At 50.7% G+C, this 19152-nt stretch carries 8 protein-coding genes; all 8 read right to left on the reverse strand.

Annotation, left to right across the window (positions count from 1 at the left end; genetic code table 11):
* Positions 1 to 24: 24 nt before the first annotated feature.
* The 8 genes from KJS63_RS17350 to KJS63_RS17385 are packed head-to-tail and all read right to left on the reverse strand — an operon-like array spanning position 25 to position 19145.
* The gene (locus KJS63_RS17350; protein ID WP_213620264.1) at positions 25 to 1152 is read right to left on the reverse strand and encodes an acyl-CoA dehydrogenase family protein; all 1128 of its coding nucleotides are present in this window, start codon (positions 1150 to 1152) and stop codon (positions 25 to 27) included.
* A complete protein-coding gene (locus KJS63_RS17355) occupies positions 1152 to 1409 on the reverse strand; it encodes an acyl carrier protein (RefSeq protein ID WP_213620265.1) in 258 nt (85 codons plus the stop codon). Before KJS63_RS17355 ends, KJS63_RS17350 begins: the two co-directional genes overlap by 1 nt.
* A gap of 17 nt (positions 1410 to 1426) precedes the next feature.
* The gene (locus KJS63_RS17360; RefSeq protein WP_213620266.1) at positions 1427 to 2278 is read right to left on the reverse strand and encodes a 3-hydroxyacyl-CoA dehydrogenase family protein; all 852 of its coding nucleotides are present in this window, start codon (positions 2276 to 2278) and stop codon (positions 1427 to 1429) included.
* A 27-nt stretch (positions 2279 to 2305) separates the two neighbouring features.
* On the reverse strand, positions 2306 to 6748 hold the full coding sequence (locus KJS63_RS17365; RefSeq protein ID WP_213620267.1) for a type I polyketide synthase: 4443 nt from the start codon (positions 6746 to 6748) through the stop codon (positions 2306 to 2308).
* A 4-nt stretch (positions 6749 to 6752) separates the two neighbouring features.
* Entirely contained in the window at positions 6753 to 16580 is a 9828-nt protein-coding gene (locus KJS63_RS17370; protein WP_213620268.1) for a non-ribosomal peptide synthetase/type I polyketide synthase, read from the reverse strand.
* Between the two features lie 12 nt (positions 16581 to 16592).
* Positions 16593 to 17300, reverse strand: a complete 708-nt coding sequence (locus tag KJS63_RS17375) for a thioesterase II family protein (protein ID WP_213620269.1) — start codon at positions 17298 to 17300, stop codon at positions 16593 to 16595.
* 24 nt (positions 17301 to 17324) lie between these two features.
* A complete protein-coding gene (locus KJS63_RS17380; protein WP_213620270.1) occupies positions 17325 to 17585 on the reverse strand; it encodes a hypothetical protein in 261 nt (86 codons plus the stop codon).
* A 30-nt stretch (positions 17586 to 17615) separates the two neighbouring features.
* A complete protein-coding gene (locus KJS63_RS17385; RefSeq protein WP_213620271.1) occupies positions 17616 to 19145 on the reverse strand; it encodes a serine hydrolase domain-containing protein in 1530 nt (509 codons plus the stop codon).
* Between the last annotated feature and the right edge of the window lie 7 nt (positions 19146 to 19152).

Consider the following 19152-nt stretch of genomic DNA (forward strand, 5'->3'; position numbering starts at 1 on the left):
CATTTGTTCACGTTCAGATATAGGTTACAAGCTGTAGGTTCTTGCAATCTGAATCTCGTGCATTTGTGAAGTGCCTTCAATAATCTCCATGATTTTCGCGTCCCGATAGAAGCGCTCTACCGGATTTCCATGAATACAGCCCGATGCGCCATGAATTTGCAGCGCATGATCTGATGCGCGGACAGCGGTCTTGGAAGCATAATATTTGGCGGTCAGCGTATCTGTAATTGCGGCTGGATCTCCAAGCTCCCGCATCCGGCCGGCGGCTGCACACAGCTCACGAGTGGCCTTAACCTCCGTGATCATTTCAGACAGCATCTTCTGCACCAGCTGATGCTTGCGCAGCGGCTCGCCAAACTGTGTCCGTTCATTTGCGTAAGCTAAACTGTGCTCCAGACATGCTTGAGCTAAGCCCAAGCTGCCGCAAGCGGTAGTGTAACGCCCTTCATCTAGGGCATAATTGGCTAAATGGGTGAATCCGTAACCCACCTTGCCGACCAGATGGCTTGCTGGCAGCGCGCAGTGGTCAAACCTAAGTTCAGCGATCATATTTCCGCGGAGCCCCATCAGCCCCGGCAGGGGAGAAATTTCGAGCCCGGGCGTCTCCCTCTCTACCAGCACAGCAATACCACGGCCGTTAAGACGGGCGAATACTAGGAACAGGTCGGCAATCTGGCCAAGCGTAATATACTTTTTGGTTCCATTTAGAATGATCTGATCCCCTTCAAGATCGGCTGTTGTTTCAAGGCGGGCAATATCGCTGCCAATATGGGGCTCCGTAATGGCAATGGCTGGGATGATCTCACCAGCCGCAATCCGGGGGAGCCATCTCATCTTCTGCTCTTCGTTTCCAAAACGGATCAGTGGCTTACAAACCATGCCAAACACAGTACAGGCATTCTGAACCGAAGCGAAGCCCCGTCCCAACTCTTCATGCAGGACGCCAAGCAAGGAATAATCGGCTTCAATTCCGCCGTACTTTTTGGGAATAGAAAGTCCGAAGAGTCCGGCTTCAGCCATTTCTTTGAATACTTCTGGCGGAATACACTGCTCCCGGTCCATTTCGGAGGCACGAGGCACAATACGTTCTTCCACAAACTGACGGACTTGTTCCGGGGTAACGGACGCAGAGACCAAGGCCGATTTGTCCATCAGAGGGATACCCCCGTCTGTTGATTGCGTTCGATAAGAGAGACGATCTGTCTTACAGTTTGAATTTGCTCCATATCGAGATCGTCGTCATCAATTTCCACATGAAAGTTCTTCTCAATAAACATGATAAGCTGGACCATAAATAACGAGTGCACTAGACCGAGATCCATAATGTTGTCATCTTCACCAAGCTCCTTGTTTCGCAGGGAACGGGTTAAAAATTCAATGACCTTGTTTTTGATTTCTTCATGTGTCACAATCATCAGCCTCCCTATTAGATATAAGAATAGAATCCTTGTCCGGACTTCATGCCGTGTAATCCGGCATCCACCATTTTTTTGAGCAATGGGCAAGGGCGATACTTACTATCGTTAAATCCGTCATACAGGACCTCAAGAGATTTCAGAATCGTATCCAGACCAATGAGATCTGCCGTTTGCAGGGGTCCCATTTTATGCCCGAAGCACGTCTTGAACAGGACATCGATATCCTCGGCGGAAGCGACCTGCTCCTGCAGCATGAACACAGCCTCGTTCACAAAAATCATCATTGCGCGGTTCGTAACAAAGCCTACCGAATCATTGACCACCACCATTTCTTTTCCCAGGCTGTGCAGAACTTGTCCAGTAACGGTAAGTGTTTCTTCACTGGTGTGATACCCCCGTATCACCTCAACCATCGACTTCAGCGGAACAGGATTCATGAAATGTATCCCTACCACTCGTTCTGGTCTTTGGACAAGTGAGGCAACTCTGGTAATCGAAATAGCAGACGTATTCACCCCCAAAATGCACTCTGGCCTGCATATAGAGTTAAGTCTTTCATAGACTTCGCGTTTGATTTCCCAATTCTCGGTAACATTCTCCACAATAAAGGAACATGGCTGCAGTGCATCCAAGTTCGTTGTGAATTGAATGCGGCCCAATACAGTCTCTGCACTTTCCGCAGGAGCCGCTCCGGTCATCATCTTCTGAAACCGGATACTGCTGCGGATTTTATCCCGGGTCCGTGCCATTTGTTCTTCAGAACGGTCAACCACAATAGTCTCGTAACCGGCCTGAGCGAATACTTGAGCCACACCGCTGCCCATAACGCCTGATCCTACTACTCCCAAAACTTGGTTCATTTGATCGACCTCCACTTTGAATCGATGTTATTTCATCTCTTCGTAAACCAGCTTCTGATAATCTCTATAGGAAACAGCGATCTCTTCAAGCACTTCCCGGCTTCCCCATTCCCCCTCAAGCGCCTTCAGCATTCCGTTGACCGTTGGTGTCTCCAGCATCATGCTTAGAGGAAGATCCACTCTAAAGACATCTTTGATCCGCGACAAAAGGCGGGTTAGCAATAGCGAGTGGCCTCCCAGATCATAAAAGTGATCATCAAGTCCTATCGGGTGTACCCCGAGCTGCTCTGCGGCAAGTTCACACAGCACTTTTTCAGCTTCCGTATTAGGAAGAGCACACTCCCCTAAATGGCCAGGCCGTTCTTTCAGCCCCTCAGCACTTGAGAATGTTATAGCAGAGACGTTCTTTACTATGGACTTTTCCCCATACATTCTCACTTTGTCCTCAGGATGAATTGCTGAAATGATGGCACGGCTCAACTGGTCCCTCAGACCCCACAGCTGCTTGTATACGGCCGCTGCCTCGTCTTCTGTAATTCCAAATACTGGATGATCCCCATTCCGGATAAAATCGCGATGGACCGGCATCCAGGAAAAAGACGGGTTAGAATGCTGTTGAGCCGCCGCATCGTATACATTGGCACTGGCGGAGAGCTCGCATAATCCGTATCCCCCTACTACAGAGGCCAGGGAAGAAAGAAGCCACCCGGCGCCAAGATCAGCTCCACACCCAGTGAGACACATGTTCAAGTGTTTGAAACCCTTCAAGTTCCAGTGTTGAAGTCCAGCCGCATTCGCCATTTCCCTTAACGTTCTCATGCTCATGGGTCCCAGCTGAGGCTCATAAATGACAGCGTCAATCCGGCCTGTAACTGCTGCCGCATCCGAGACGGCTTGTTCAATCTCCTGCAGATCATCGCCCCTCGCATGCAGGATGACGGCATTGGAGATAGATTCGAGGAATAGACGCAGGCCTGTATCCTCTGATGGCGAAACATATAGAATCACCTGCTTGTCCCCAGCCTGTTCCTCTACATCCTTCTCTAGCTCAGACATCAGATCAAAATGAGGGATCGGCTCAAAATGCTGAACCAGCCGGGTCGATCCCCGGTATGCAATGACTGTACCGGCTGCCGGTGCTGCCGTTTCCTGTACCAGCTTATCGATCAGCCGTTTCCCCGATAATCCATGAAAGTCAATTAATTTCACCCTACATCCCGGATATTCGTATGGGATGACCAGCAGCGGACCCATCAACGAGCGGCGGATAGGGTTAGCTGTCTCCGAACCATAAATATCCATAATTCCGGCTGCGGCTGCAAAGACTTGAACCTCTTCGCTAAGAACCTTATCCGCCATAGATGATAGAAGGTTAATTAACGTGGTATAGCCTTGTTGAACAGCGTTGCCCTGCAAATCACCGGTCAATGGATCATAAATCTCATCCTCAAGACACCAGCCGTGAAGGATGCGATCTATGCGCACACCATCCATCTCCAGCTCACTGGCCAGCTTATGAAATTGATCAGGCGCCGAAGGATTTAGCTCATAAGCTCCATCACCGCAGCGGCGGTATCCTTCACCGAGGCCAATGGTAATACAACTGTCCCCGATCTTAAGCAGGTGATCTACGTACGGCTGAAGCCGATCCTTATTCATTAGAATCAGCCAACTGTACTGGTCTCGGCTCATCTTCGTCCGCTCAGCAGGAGCAGCAGGTAATGGCTCTGGTTTCCATACAGGCTGATACAGCAGCTGTTTACCGGACTTTACCCCTGATTTCAGTTGCCGAGCTGATCTCAACTGCAATGGTTGAGATGGCGGCATGTAAGTCTGACGGTCAAAAGAGTACAAGGGCAGCGGGATACGCCGGCGGCGGGCTCCCGAGTCAAGTGCTGACCATGTCACGGAAACGCCCTGAAGCCATAAACTGGCAAGGCTCTCAAGGAACGACCTGTACACATGCTCTGAGCGAGACCCAAGCGTTGACAGCACAACCCTGTTTCTGGATGCCTGAGCTTCCACCAGATTGGTAAGCGTCTTCCCTGGGCCTACCTCAAGAATAAAATTCCGCTCGTCTACCAAGCAGCTTGCGGCGATTCTACTAAATCGAACCGTACTCCGCAGCTGCTGTGCCCAGTATTCCGGGGTGACGGCCATATCTTCCCGGATCAGATCACCTGTAAGGCAGGAATAAAAAGGCGTTGTCGGCACGTTCAGTGTCTTGCTGCGCAGCACTTCGATAAAGGATTCCAGGATGCCATCCATCTTAGAGGAGTGAAAAGCATGTGATGTATTCAAACGCCGATGAAATACTCCTTGGCGATCCCATTCCTTCTCTCTCTCTGCAAGCTCGGCCTCATCTCCGGAAAACACGCAGAGTTTAGGGGTATTTACCGCAGCAAGCGACACTGAATCGCTGGTGTACATCGCCGCTTCCGTCGCAGCTACAGCGGCGGCTACCATAGTTCCACCAGAAGCTGATTGCATCAGACGCCCCCGGGCCACCACAATATCCAGCGCATCGTCAAGCGAGAACACCCCGGCAAGAGTTGCTGCCACATATTCACCTATGCTGTGCCCAGCCATAACAGCCGGCTTGATTCCCAGGCTGATCCAGACCTGAGCCAGTGCATATTCAAGCGCAAACAACGCAGGCTGTGCAAGCCAGGTCTGGTTCAGTTCGGACAAATCCATGCCGGACTTAGCAGTCTCATCAGTAGGAGGACATAAATAATGCCTTATATCGGCCCCCAGTTTAGGAGCAAGCTTCCCGGCGAGCTTGTCCAGCTCTTCACGAAATAACGCATTTTCCCGGTACAGCTCTGCGCCCATCCCTGGATATTGCGACCCTTGTCCTGTAAACATGAACACAAGCTGGCCGCTGCCCCTTGTCTCAATGGAATGGACCGGGGCTGATTCCTCCGCGATCCGAGCCAACGTTTGGGCCGCCTCCCCCGCATGTCCGGCTATGCATACTGTACGGTAGTTAAACTGCCCCCTTCCGTTTTGCAGAGTATAAGCGGCATCGGCAAGGTTCAACTCGTCATGCTGATGGATATAGTCCGCCATCTCTCTTAAGCTGGTCTGAAGCGAGGACGGGCTTTTTGCGGAGAATGGCATGATCACTGGAGTCTTCTCCTGAGCCTGCGGGGTCACCTGTGGCGCTTCCTCCAGAATCAAGTGCACATTCGTACCCCCGACACCAAACGAACTGATCCCCGCGCGGCGTGGTTTGTCTCTCCGCTTCCAAGGCACCGGCTCCCGGTTTACATAGAAAGGTGAGTTTTCCATTTTCAGCAGAGGATTGGGCTCCTTAAAACCGGCCGTTGGTGGTATGACCTCCCGCTCAAGAGAGAGGACGGCTTTGATGAAGCCGGCAATGCCGGCAGCTGCGTGCAAGTGGCCGATGTTTCCTTTAACAGAGCCGATGGGGAGATGGTCCTCCCGCTGGCCAATCACCTGCCTTAAAGCCTCAAACTCAATCGGATCCCCTACCTTAGTGCCTGTTCCATGAGCTTCCATATAATCGATAGTTGAAGGATCGATATTAGCAAATTCCCAAGCGGAACGAAGGACCTCTTTCTGGCCTTCCAGGCTGGGTGCGGCAAAGCCGACTTTTCTCCGGCCGTCATTGTTGCTTGCGGAGCCCTTGATCACCGCATAAATGTAATCGCCGTCCTGAATGGCATCAGTCAGGCGCTTCAGCACGACCGCGCCGGCCCCTTCTCCAAAGATCGTACCGTCTGCACGGCTGTCAAACGGCCGGCAAACCCCGCTTTGTGAGTGAATTTTACCTTCTTCATACAAGTAGCCCGATACGCTTGGCTGTTCTAAAGTGACGCCGCCCGCAACAGCCAGATTACAGTCCCCAAGCAGCAGCCCCTGACAAGCAAGGTGAATCGCCGCCAGCGATGTCGAGCAGGCCGTATAGAGCGTATAACTTGGGCCAGACAGGTTCAGCTTGTAGGAGATTAACTGACTTAGGAAATCCTTGGACGAGACAATGCCTGTCTCAAGAATCTCCAAATCGCTGCCGCTGTCGGACAAGTGTTTTCCGGTCCACTTGATATCAAGCGGTGCACCGGCATACATGCCGATTTTCCCGTTGTAGTGATCCGGATGATAACCCGAATTCTCCAACGCGTGATACACACATTCGTGGAACAGCCGGGTTTGGGGGTCCATACTTTGTGCTTCCCAAGGAGCGTAACCAAATAGAGCCGCGTCGAAATCGTATATATTTTTAATGTATGGCTTGGCTCTTACATAGTTCGGATGCCGGACGGTCTGTTCGGGAACTCCTTGCGCAATCAATTCCTCATCTTGAAAATAAGTAACCGCGCTCGCCCCCTTTAACAGGAGCTCCCAGTACTGCTCAAGATCGTCTGCTCCAGGAAACCTGCCGCTCATGCCAATAACAGCTATTTCAAGTCCCGTTTCATCATAATTTCCTGACTCGTTGTTCACCGTATCACCTCAATCCTTTGATGGACTCCAGTGTCTTTAGTCGGCCTGCCTTTCTCTTCATGTCCTCCTGCTGCCCGTCTACTGACTGCTCTGCTGCAAGTGTACCTGCGGGCTCGCCGCTTTCCTCAGAGAACAAATACCGGCACAGTTCATAAACCGTTGGATAGGAGTACAGCTTCACCACAGATTGATCCTTGACGTTAAGTGCGTTGATCCTGGTATTGATCTGAATCAAATCAAGTGACGTTGCTCCGGCTTCAAAAAAGTTATCGTGAAGTCCCATCTGCTCCAGTCCCAGAAAGTCCATGAAAATATCGGCCAACTGCTTCTCCCTCTCCGATACTGGAGCAGTATACTCCGTGCTCATGACAGGCCGTTTCTTGGTTCGTGCCGCACCCGATGGTTTGTTCTTGGCAGCTGTCCAATCCACCCAACCCGGCTGGGTTTGATTCGCCCGCGCTGCCAGATCCGTTACGGATAAGAGGTAATGAAGCGGCACGCCAGCCTCTTCGGACATCGCCGTCCGCAAAATATGTTCAAGCGCTTCCATGCCCTCAGCATTTCGGATGCCGGATTCATATCCAACTACCTCATCCACCGGCTCTTCTGCCGACTCGTCTTGACAGATCACGATCTTACCAATATGCCGGGCGGATGCCATATACCGGAAGGCCTGGTCCGCATCTCCGAGACTATAGGTTACCAGCGGCAGCGGAGTGATCGCCCTTTCTTCGAGAAGCCCGGCAATTTTACTGAACAATTCATGGAATTTAGGAAGCTGTGTATCAATGCTAATGGCAGAGAAGGAAATGCCATTAGCAAATGCCTGCATTCCAAGCGCTTTGTTCTCGGCAATATCGCGGATACCAAGCTCCAGGAATCTCCCGTGCGGGGCCAGCAGGGATAGGCTTTTCTCAGCCGCTTCTCCAGCTAAGGAATTCAACACCACATCCACTTGGCCACAGGCTGCTTGAATTTCATCAACAAATTTCAAATCGCGTGATGAATATACTTGATGAATTCCGATGGAACGGAGATAATCCCGTTTCTCTTCTGTACCGGCCGTCGCATAGATTTCAGCCCCAGTCCACTGGGCAATTTGCACGGCTGCCAACCCGACACCGCCTGTTGCAGAATGAATCAATACCTTTTCCCCAGCTGACAGTTGACCGCGAACAACTAGAGAGTAATAAGCCGTCATGAATGAAATCGGAATGGTTGCGGCCTCTGCAAAGGAAAGCTTGGCAGGGATTCGCACAGCCGAATCGCATGGAATGCATACATATTTCCCCAAGCTTCCACCGGCGATGGCCATGACGCGGTCCCCTGGTCTAAGCCCAGTTACTTCTTCTCCAACACGGGTTACCGTACCCACACACTCCAACCCGAACCCGAATGTATGGGAGGAAGGTAATGAGAGCATCCCGAGCGCATATAATACTTCCTTAAAATTAAGACCGTTTGCGGCAACCTTGATTTCAACTTCGTTCGCACCTGGTGCATGCCTGTATTCGGTTGAAAAGTGCAGCTGATCAAGATTCCCAGGCTCAGATAATGACAGGCGGCTGTTGCCTGCCGCAGGAAGCCTCATGTTTGGACCCACAGGTATTCGGGCATCCGCAGCCTCATTATGGACTCTGCTCATGATGAACTCGCCGATATCCAGCAGCAGCTGATCTTCTTCATCGCATAACTCCAAAGAGAATGACTTCATATCCTCATTGGTCCTGCTTACCTGGCAGCAGCTATAGATTGTTGGAGTGAAGGGGCTGTAGATTCGCACGTTCTTATAAGCAAATGGCAGATACGAGCCCTCATTCCCATCCGTTGTATCCATAAAGCTTGTCGCCCGGTCCATTACAGCAGGATGTACGCCGAATTCCGCAGCATCTGTGGTGCAATCAGCATCCAGACCAAGCTCGGCGATCCCCGTCTCGCCTTCCAGGTAAATCCTCCGGATAGCGTTCCAATGCGCACCGTACTCCAGACCTTGAGACCTGCCCCCCTTCTTTACGCGTATTTCGGAAATATCCCCCTTGGAACGCAATTGGCCAAGCATGAACTTCATACGTTCCGTCCGATTACAGTCGTCAGTCTGTTGCAGCAAAGATGAGGCGGTTCCTTTGGCATGTTCATGCCACTGCCCATCCTCCCCTCTCAGCAGGACGGCAAACAACCATTTCTCCCCATCCGAAGGGAGCCATACGGTCCTGATCTCCGCTTCCAGTTCCGCAATCATCGGCCTTACAAAAAGCAGTTCCTGAATTTCCATTTGCTGTGATTCCGTCAGATCCACAAAGGCTGCCCGAACCAATTCCAGTACAGCCGTTCCAGGCAGCACAGAGGTGCCGAGCAGTCGGTGCTCGTTCAAGACCCAATCACGATCAGCAGACAGATGAGAGATGTAAGTGATCATGCCAATCTTCGCGTCTTCTCTATCCATCTCTTGCAGTGGCGTATCCCATCTGCTATAACTCCGGCTGGAAAGCAAGGGGTGAGCCGTGCGCAGCGGTTCCATTACAAGAGCTTTCTCCATATGTGTAGTCCCTCTGTGCCGGTTTACAGCATCCAGGGCCATACCCGTTTCTTTCCAGGTATCCCAGTCAATACTAACCACCCGTATCCGTTCATTCCGGCAAGCATGGGCGAATCCATCAAGAAAAGCATTGGCCGCAGCATAACTGGATTGGCCGAACGCCCCAAAGCTGCCGCTGACCGAAGAAAATAGAACTAGGAATGCCGGAGGGATAGCCAACCTTTTCATAGCTTCAAAAATAGCTATAGTCCCTTCAACCTTAGGGGCCAGAATGGACTCTACATGCTCACGGGTTACCTGATGCAGCATCCCCCCGATATCAGCCACTCCCGCCGCATGGAACACGCCGTCCAGGGCGCCATATCGCGATACGGCATCATGAACAATTCGCTGCATGGCACTGTGGTCCGTTACATCCGTGGTTTCAATATGCACCTGTCCTCCATGGTGCTCCATACGCTTGACTTCCTGCTCTACTTCGCGGAGTGAGCGCCCAATCAGGGTTAGCTTGGCGTGATATTTCTCCGCAAGATAGTGGGCAAGCGTCAAGCCAATCCCGCTCAGTCCCCCTGTAATCAGGTAGCTGCCCCCTTGCTGGAGTACGGGCATGGACGGATTGGATGGTCCGTCAGCCTTGTGCATGAGCTGATAAATATACCCCTGCCGTTGGCGGAAGGCGTAACGGGTAAACGCCGGTTTGACAGCATGATCTTCTTGTTTAAATTTAGCGAGCATCATCAGCAGCTGCCCTGCTAGCTGATCCATAGATTCCCTATCACAATCCAGCGAATTGACATGAAAGCTCGGGTATTCAAGCGGAATCACGCTTGCTGCACCAGCCAGCAGAGATTTTAAAGGATTCACTTCATCTTCCTGAAGCACATGTTCCATTCCGCTGGTTCCTAAGATGAGCTGGATTGGCCTTGCTGCCGAAGTCTTCCCCGCCTCTCGAACAAGATATATTACGCTGTACAAGCTGCGGTTCAGAATCTCCTGACGGTCATCCTCACCTGGCACGGCATGTTCATGTTCGCTGCCCATACCCCACAAATGTATAATGTGGCCTGGCAGCGGTTCGCCGCTTTCCACCAAATATTCATACAGCTGCTGATAGTGAAGCGAATTTCCTGGATCAAGCAAGTACATCTTGTCTGAGACACGTTTAAAGATTGGGTGAGGATGAACCAGGATAACCTGCTGATCCTGCTTATTGAGCTGGTGGAGTAACCGGTCATTCAAGGAGCCTGGCTCACAGAGCAGCAAAACTGTAGGATTTTCTCCAGTCGATGGCTTTGCAGCTTCCTGGACAAATGGATCGAATTCGATCCAGCTCGGAACATGAACCCAGCTTGCAACATTCCTCTGCTCCTCTTTCGTTTGTGAGGCCCGCGTTACATGCAAATGATCTGTTTCAAGCTGGTACATCCAGTAAAATTGTCTTTCAAACGGATATGTGGGAAGAGGAATTCGTCTGCCCGGCCGATCCCGATAAAATGCTTCCCAGTCCAACTCGACCCCGTTCATCCACATGGACGACAGTCCTTCAAGCCATTTAGATTCTCCCAGCGACTTCTCCTGCGGACGGGGAATCAAATCAATGACAGCTAATGAGCCATGAACGTCCCCTTGATGACGCACAAGCTGACTCAAGGTCCTTCCTGGTCCAACCTCAAAGAAGATCGGCTTCAGACTGGCAAATAACGTCTCAAGGCCTTCTCTAAAGCGGACAGTTCCCCGAATATGGGATGCATAATAATCCGGATCGGCGGCCTGCTCAGGTGTAATCCACTCCCCTGTCAAATTAGACACATAAGGGATTTGGGGTGCAGACAACTTCATTTCCCTGACAAACTCCCCAAATTCGCCAAGCATAGGCTCCATCATTGCGGAATGAAAAGCATGTGATACCTGCAGCCGGATTGGCTCAATCCCCATTTGCCGCAATTCTTCGGTTATTCCGCTTATAGAGGCAACCGGGCCTGAAATGACCGACAGCTCAGGTCCGTTGCTGGCCGCAATGGACAGCCCCGGCCAGTTCCGCAGTAAATCCTCCAGACCCTCAACGGCCAAGTTTACACTCAGCATTTCTCCAGGCTGCATCTGCTGCATCAGCGTTGAACGGCGGGCCACAAGTTTGATAGCCTCTTCAAGAGATAGGACGCCGGAGAGACAAGCAGCTGTATATTCACCAAGACTGTGCCCTATCATGCCGGCTGGCTGTATTCCCCACTGCTGAAGGAGCCGGGCCAACGCATACTCGACCATGAACAGCAGCGGCTGCGCGGCCCCGGTCAGATCGATGGCATGTAGCTCTCCGTTATGTCTAACACGCGAACTGTCTGCTTGTTCCGAATTCGGCTCATGCAGCCATACTTCGGACAGATCAAAGCTCATAACTGATCTGGCGATCTCCAGACAACGGTCCATCTCCAGCCGGAACAGCGGTTCCGATTCATACAGATGCCGGGCCATTCCCGAATACTGTGCACCCTGTCCCGGGAACAGGAACACCACATGCCGCTCAGGCTGGATGCTTACGGGTGCTGTATTTCCGCTCAGATAAGCTTGCAGCTTCTCGCACAATTCCTGCCGGGTAGAAGCAACCAAGGCAATACGGGTGTTAAGCTGTTTTCTTCCCAGAGCGAGTGTATAGGCAATATCATGTAAATTCAGGTCCGGCATTCGTTCCAGAACCTCCAGCATGTCCCTGCACTTCCGATGCAGCGCTTGTTCTGTCTGGGCTGAGAATACAAAAATCTCTTCAGAATACCGTTTCGGCTCACTGCCCATTGCGGCATCCTCCTTGCTCTCAGCGGGCGCTTCCTCAAGAATCACATGCGCGTTCGTACCTCCGATCCCAAAAGAACTGACTCCCGCCCTGCGCGGATAGGCTTGAGCCGGAACCCACTCATGCAGTTCCCCGTTGACCACTAATGAGGTCTGATCAAAAGGGATTCTCGGATTAGGCTCCTTATAGTGCAGGCTTGGCGGAAGCTGCTTATGATGCAGGGATAAGACCGTTTTGATCAATCCGGCAATGCCGGCCGCCGCATCCAGATGGCCGATATTGCTTTTGACCGAACCAATTGCCGTAGCTGCTTCCTGCCCTGCCGGAAAGAAGCTTGACAGTGCTTCGATTTCGATCGGGTCTCCGAGCGGTGTGCCTGTGCCGTGTGCCTCCACATAACTGATCGAGTCGGCTGATACTGCAGCCGCCTCAAGCGCGGCAGCCACAACCTCCTTTTGCCCCGCGACGCTCGGTGCGGTAAATCCGGCTTTGCGTGTTCCGTCGTTGTTCACCGCCGATCCTTTGATCACCGCATATACATGATCCCCGTCGCGCTGAGCATCCTCCAGCAGCTTGAGTACAACTACTCCCAGACCGTCACCGCTGACCGTTCCTTTTGCTTCGGCATCAAAAGTCCGGCAGTGACCATCCGGGGATTTAATCATCCCATCCTGGTACAGATATCCCGACTTTTTCGGTACGGTTACCGAGACTCCTCCGGCCATGGCGATGCTCGATTCCTGGGTGATTAACGATTGACAAGCCAGATGAACCGCTACAAGCGAAGATGAGCAGGCTGTTTCTACCGTAAGAGAAGGTCCTTTCAGATTTAACTTGTAGGAGATCGGCATACTCATGGAATGCACATTCAGATGGGAAGCTCTCCAGCGCTCCGTGTCATCCTCCAAAACATGAAATAATTGGTTTACCCAACCCAGATTTACCGTACCGCCAACAAACAATCCTATAGCTTTCTGATAACGATCCGCATCATAACCTGCATCCTCAAGTGCCGCCCAGGCACATTCGTGAAGCAGACGCAGCTGCGGGTCCATAACCTCGGCCTCTTGTCCGCTGTATCCAAATAGCCCCGCATCAAAGTACTCAATTCCTTCCAGCATCCCTTTGGCCTTTACATAGTCAGGGCGCTTCAACAAGTCTTCCTGGATACCGGAGCGCCGAAGCTCATCTTCCGTGAAGAAGGTAATGCCCTCCTTGCCCTGCTGTAATTGCTGCCAGAACATCTGAATGTTATCTGCGCCAGGAAACCGGCCAGCCATGCCAATAATAGCGATATCTCGGCTTTGTCCCGAATGCTCACGGGTGTTTATATTTTCAGAGGTCACCCTTTGCGAATTCATTTGCCGGTTGGACAGATAAGCGGATAGTTCACGAACTGTGGGGTATTGGAACAAATCGGTGACTGACACCTCAATTCCTGTAACCTGATGAATCTTGTCGCTGATCCGAATGGTTAACAGCGAATTGCCCCCAATATCGAAGAATGCATCATCGAGGCCGATCTGCTCTACCCCCAGTGCTTCCTTCCAGATTTCCAGAACAGTTTGCTCCATAAATACACCAGGCAGAGCTGCAGGCTTGGCAGATTCAATAGGTTCATGGTTGAGATGAAGCAGCGCTTTCTTATCAATTTTCCCGTTCAGAGTAAGCGGCATGGCGTCCACCTGAATGTATCTTGTGGGTACCGCATAAGCAGGTAGCTGCTGTGAAAGCTCCTCCCTGATTTTTGAAATCTGCAATTTCTCCCCGGATACGAAATAAGCTGTCAGTTCCTTCTCGCCGTGTTTAGCCTGAGTAACCTGTACAACACACGCTTTTATGCCAGGCAAGCGGCTCATTGCGGTCTCTACTTCCTGCAGCTCAATCCGGTACCCTCTTACCTTGACTTGATGGTCAGTTCTGCCAAAAAAATCGATGTTGCCATCCGGCAGCCATCTGGCAAGATCTCCGGTCTTGTACATCACATAGCCCTGATAGATAGGATCGGGTATAAATTTCGCCTTTGTCAGCTCCGGCTTGTTCAAATATCCCCGGGCCACTCCTTCCAGGCCTACACATAATTCCCCGATGGCCCCTGCCGGCAAGAGATGGTTGTAACGATCTACGATATAAGCGGTTGAACGCGTAACCGGTTGGCCGATTGGAATACGGGTTTCGTAATTTTTGGTGATCTGCATTGTTGTTGACAGCACGCTATTTTCCGAAGGACCATAACCATTGACCAGAGTTAGCTCAGGGCATGCCCTTCTTACCTTGTTAACATGAGGAGGCGATAACGTATCTCCGCCAACGATAAGGTAACGAAGCGACCTGAACAGAGAAGCATCTATCCCGGCCAGCTGATTAAACAGGGGTGTCGTCATCCACATGAGGGATACCCGGTGTTCCAGCAGCGTCTTCTTAAGGACTTGCGGCATAAGCAGCTTGTCCTGCGGAAGTAGACAGAGTGCAGATCCGCCGAGCAGCGCTCCCCAAATCTCAAAATTGGATACATCAAATTCAAACGGACATGTCGGAAGAACCACATCTGCAGGGTTAAAATCAACAAATTCCGTGTTCTTTACCAGTCTTACAATGCCCTTATGTTCAATCATGACTCCTTTGGGTTCTCCGGTAGATCCCGACGTATACACAATACAGGCAAGGCTGGTTCCCCGCGTCCGGTAAGCTTCAGTTGAGAGCTGCTCTCCGCAATCTACCCCTTCCCGCAGAAGCTGCTGGAGATCTATGCCTTTAATATCGGTAGACACCGCATATTTTGCCGTAAATTCCGGCTCAGCCAAAAGCAGACTCATTGCGGTATCCTTGATGATATACTCTACGCGCTCGGATGGATAATCCGGGTGTATGGGCACATAAGCGGCACCAGACTTAAGAATCCCCAGCAATCCGGCTATCGTAAGCGGTGTGCGGTAAGATTGGATACCCACACATTGTTCGGGCCCCGCCCCTCTCCTTCTAAGCTCCGCCGCTATAATACTTGATAATGTATCCAATTCCCCGTAAGTTATCGTTCGATCCTCGTAGATGATTGCCGTTCGGGCAGAATGCTGTTCTGCTATTTCTGCGAATAGCTGCGGAATGCTCAAAACGTCCAGCTGAAGCTCTGATGGATAAGGAGTTAGGCTTCCATTCAGAAGCGGATAATCCGGCTTCACCAATGCAATCTCTGCTACCTTGCGTTTTGGTTGGGACGCCAAATCCAGAAGCAGCTTTACCAGGCACTCGGCCATCTGCATCACAACAAAATATTCATATTTGGTATCATCATATATAAAATCCAAAGTAAGTCCCGTATCGGTTCTGACCAGAAGCGTAAGCGGATAATGCGTATGCTCGTCCATGTGATAAGAACTGAAATGCAGTTCCTTTTCCGAGAAAGGGGCTCCATCCGGCTGTTGGATCAGCTTCTTATCGAGCGGATAGTTTTCAATTACAACCAGGGTGTCAAAAAGCTCATCTGGTCCCTGCAGTCCTGCAGCCTGGCGGATGGCAGACAATCCGGCCCATTCATGAGGCCGCCGGAGAGCCAGCATCCTATGTACTCTTGTGAAATAAGCTTCTACGCTTTCCTCTCCAAGACTTCGGATTCGAAGCGGCACGGTATTAATTAGCATTCCGCAAGCCATATCAACCCCGGGTACGTTCATACCTCTCCCAGATACGGTCGTACCAAAAACCACATCGTCCGTATAAGTAAAGCGTCCCATCAGCATAGCCCAAGCTCCGTATAGGAAAGTGGCTAACGACATCCTCGAATCTTTGCAGAATCCCTGTAATACTGATAACGTCTCTGGTAACAGACAGTGGCTGATTTTTTTAAATTCATGACGATTAGGCTTGTAAAAGGGTTGGACCGGCTGTTTGATCTCATATTCTGCTAAATGGTCGGCCCAAAACTGTGCTTCAGCCTGATGATCCTGATTCTTCTGAATTGCGAGCAAAATGGACTTCATCGAAGGTTTATGCCGCTTGACAGGCGTCTTATTCTCAGAGAGTGCGCGGTATGCGCTGAGCCATTCTTCCATAATCACACCCAGGCTCCACCCATCCAGGAGAATATGATGATAGGTAAGAAAAAGCCTGCATTCATTATTGAACTTGTATAAGGAGACTTTTATTGTTTCTTCGGCCAGATTGAACTTTGTGAAGCGTTCCTGATCCCGGATGGCTTGCTCCCTTTTTGATGTAAGAGTCTCCTCCGAGCAATCGTGAATTTCCAGCAGGGGCCGTTTGTTTTTTAAGATGAGCTGAATAGGGTTTCTAAGCTTCTCCCACCGGAATACAGATCTAAGAACTTCATTAGCTTGAAACACGTGCTCCCAGGCTTGTGTGAACCACTCTTCCACCACGGATCCTTCAATCCCAAGCATGAGGCTTTCCACATATTTGCCTTCTTCCGAACCTTTCAAATAGTGGAACAGCATTCCTTCCTGCACAGGGCGTAGCGGCCAAATATCTTGAATATCGCTTTTATCGATTTTCATCCGGAGTCCTCCTCACTTATGGACAATAAGTGCACTCTCCACTGCGTTAATTACATGGTCCAGCTGGTCATGAATAAAAAAGTGTCCGCCCTCCATCTCGGTCATTCTGAAAGAGCCTTTGGTGTATTTCTTCCACTCTCTTCCGCTTTCTACCGGCATGAGCGGGTCGTTCTTTCCTGCCAGGACAGAAAAGTCGATAGGCAGCTTAACCGCTGTTCCCTTCCCTGCATACAATTCATAGATTTTATAATCCGACTTGATAATTGGGACGAAGACTCTCATGACTTCCGGATTGACTTGTAATTCCGGGGTAATGCCTCCCAGCTTAGCAATCTCCTGAAGAAAAAGCGCATCTGGAAGCGTATGAAGGTTCTCCTCGCCATAACGCAGATGCGGCGGATTGCATCCTGACAAGAACAAGTGCATCGGCAGGGGATGCCCGTTCTCCATTAATTTCACGCATAGCTCATAAGCAACCAGTCCGCCTAGGCTGTGCCCGAATACCGCATACGGCTGCCCGTCCAATTGATTCTGGATATGGGAGTACAAATCTTCAATAAGCTCCAACATGCTTTGACATAATTTGCTTCCGAATCGTTTGCCTCTCCCCGGCAGTTCCAAGGGAACAACCTCAACCTGATCGGGCAGCAGGCGCTTCCAACTCAAATAGATGGATGCTGAGCTTCCGGAATAAGGAATCGTAAACAGTCTAATCTTCATACTGGCCCCCCTCTTGACACCTTCCTATTGAAATGAAATTTGATAATCCATTGAAGACATGGTCCCTTCATTGCGTTGAATAGTAAGGCCAGGATACTCAGCAAATAACGAATACAGTTCGCTCGGAACATCTTGTGAAGCTGAATTGAAGAAAAAGATAGCCGCCTGCAGCCGGGTCAAGAGCTGCTCGTAAGGAAGCTCCCAAGCCGTTATAAGTCCCTTCTCCCTGGACTGGTCCAACAACATCTTGAAATTCTGAATATCGGGGATATTGCCGATTCGCATTAAACCATCTCCTCCTTCTAAAAAGTTACGTCATACCGGCAGGTTGGCAGGCCGATCGTTGTGTTTTCTTGGGAACAAGGTGGAAGTAATCCGCAAGCCCGCGAACAATATTGCGGTTACGCCCACAGAAATCATCGCTGGGAGAACCGTAAAGGGAGCCCATACGATAATAAATGGCCAGGAGTACCCCCAAAACAACTGCTGAGGAATATACCATGCGGCACCAAGTATGACGATGCCAAGGAAAGCCCATAACACCGATTTCAAATATACCCCTGCTGAGTGTCCGGCAAAGGACCGTCTGCCCCGGCGAATCGCGAATAAAACTTTGAGTGTTCTGTAAAGCATCCAGATGCATAGCAGATCAGCGATAATAAATACAATTGTTGCTCCTAAATTAACGGATGTTGTTGTGTCCTGATACGCTCCAACTGGCTGCTTGCCCGTAAGCAAATCACGCAGCCCTTGGGCTATGGCATAGGTATAAGTTGAATTCCGGTTTCCCATCACAGCGATCCCGATCTTCTGATTTGGATCAAGAATGACATAGGATGAGAAATTGGGATTGTTCCCACTGTGAGACAAATAAGGCTGTCTAGCCTGATCGAATACGAGCCATCCGCCGCCATATCGAAACGGAGAGTCATAGGGCTCGGTCAAGGTTGCTCTCACCCTGTTGTCAGGCGCATGAGACTGTTTAACTGCACGCCTTAGCGATTCCGGAACACCTTCTGGCTGCCCAAGCTGATTTTTCAGCCACTGAGCCATGTCCGTTGCATTGGATAGAATGTACCCCGCCGGTATATTGCCCCGGTAAGTTGGAGCATTATATTGACGGTTTCCGGTGAAGCCCAGCTTGTACCCGCTTGACAGCTTGACATCCGGAGGCAGAGCCGCGGTTCCCGCATAGGTATGGTCTAATCCCAGTGGCTTAATCACTTGCGAGGCCATGAAAGATTCGTAGGACTGGCCGCTAACCGCCTCAATAACAGCGCCAAGCACGTCATAATTTCCAGTTGAATATAAGAACTGTTCTCCCGGCTTATACCACAAGGGTTGAGCCGCAAGATTCCGCACAGTATCCGCCAAAGCCTTGTCGTGATTGGAAGGTGGGATCAGAGCAATAGAATTACTGCCCATTCCACTTGTCTGGTGTAAGAAGTCTTCCACCGTCGGTTCAACCTTTTCTTGCCCGAATTTCCATTCGGTCCAGGGAAGATAACGGGTTACGGGCGCTTTGAGATCAATCTTCCCTTGCTCCGTGAGCAGTAGAATTCCTAACGCAGTAAATGCCTTGCTGTTTGATCCAAGTTCAAACAGCGTATACGGGGTAACCTTCCGTCCGGCAGCCAGATCGGAGAAACCGTAACCTTGAGTGTACGATTCGCTGCCATTTACGATGGCAACAGAAACGCCCGGAAGGTTGTCCTTATCCATCATCGAAGTGACATAATTATCGATTGTTGGCCTATCAAGCTCGGCCGCGTCAGCTGCACCCGTTAAAGGGAATACCGTACATATAAAGACCAGAAGCGGTATGAAGACACGTCGAAGACTCATCCCGTTC

It is taken from the genome of Paenibacillus sp. J22TS3 (assembly GCF_018403205.1).
Classification (GTDB): Bacteria; Bacillota; Bacilli; order Paenibacillales; family Paenibacillaceae; genus Fontibacillus; species Fontibacillus tuaregi.

Coding starts and splice junctions, on each gene's coding strand:
- KJS63_RS17350 (WP_213620264.1), bottom strand. CDS start 1,152: ATGGACAAATCGGCCTTGGTCTCTGCGTCCGTTACCCCGGAACAAGTC.
- KJS63_RS17385 (WP_213620271.1), bottom strand. CDS start 19,145: ATGAGTCTTCGACGTGTCTTCATACCGCTTCTGGTCTTTATATGTACG.
- KJS63_RS17375 (WP_213620269.1), bottom strand. CDS start 17,300: ATGAAGATTAGACTGTTTACGATTCCTTATTCCGGAAGCTCAGCATCC.
- KJS63_RS17370 (WP_213620268.1), bottom strand. CDS start 16,580: ATGAAAATCGATAAAAGCGATATTCAAGATATTTGGCCGCTACGCCCT.
- KJS63_RS17360 (WP_213620266.1), bottom strand. CDS start 2,278: ATGAACCAAGTTTTGGGAGTAGTAGGATCAGGCGTTATGGGCAGCGGT.
- KJS63_RS17380 (WP_213620270.1), bottom strand. CDS start 17,585: ATGCGAATCGGCAATATCCCCGATATTCAGAATTTCAAGATGTTGTTG.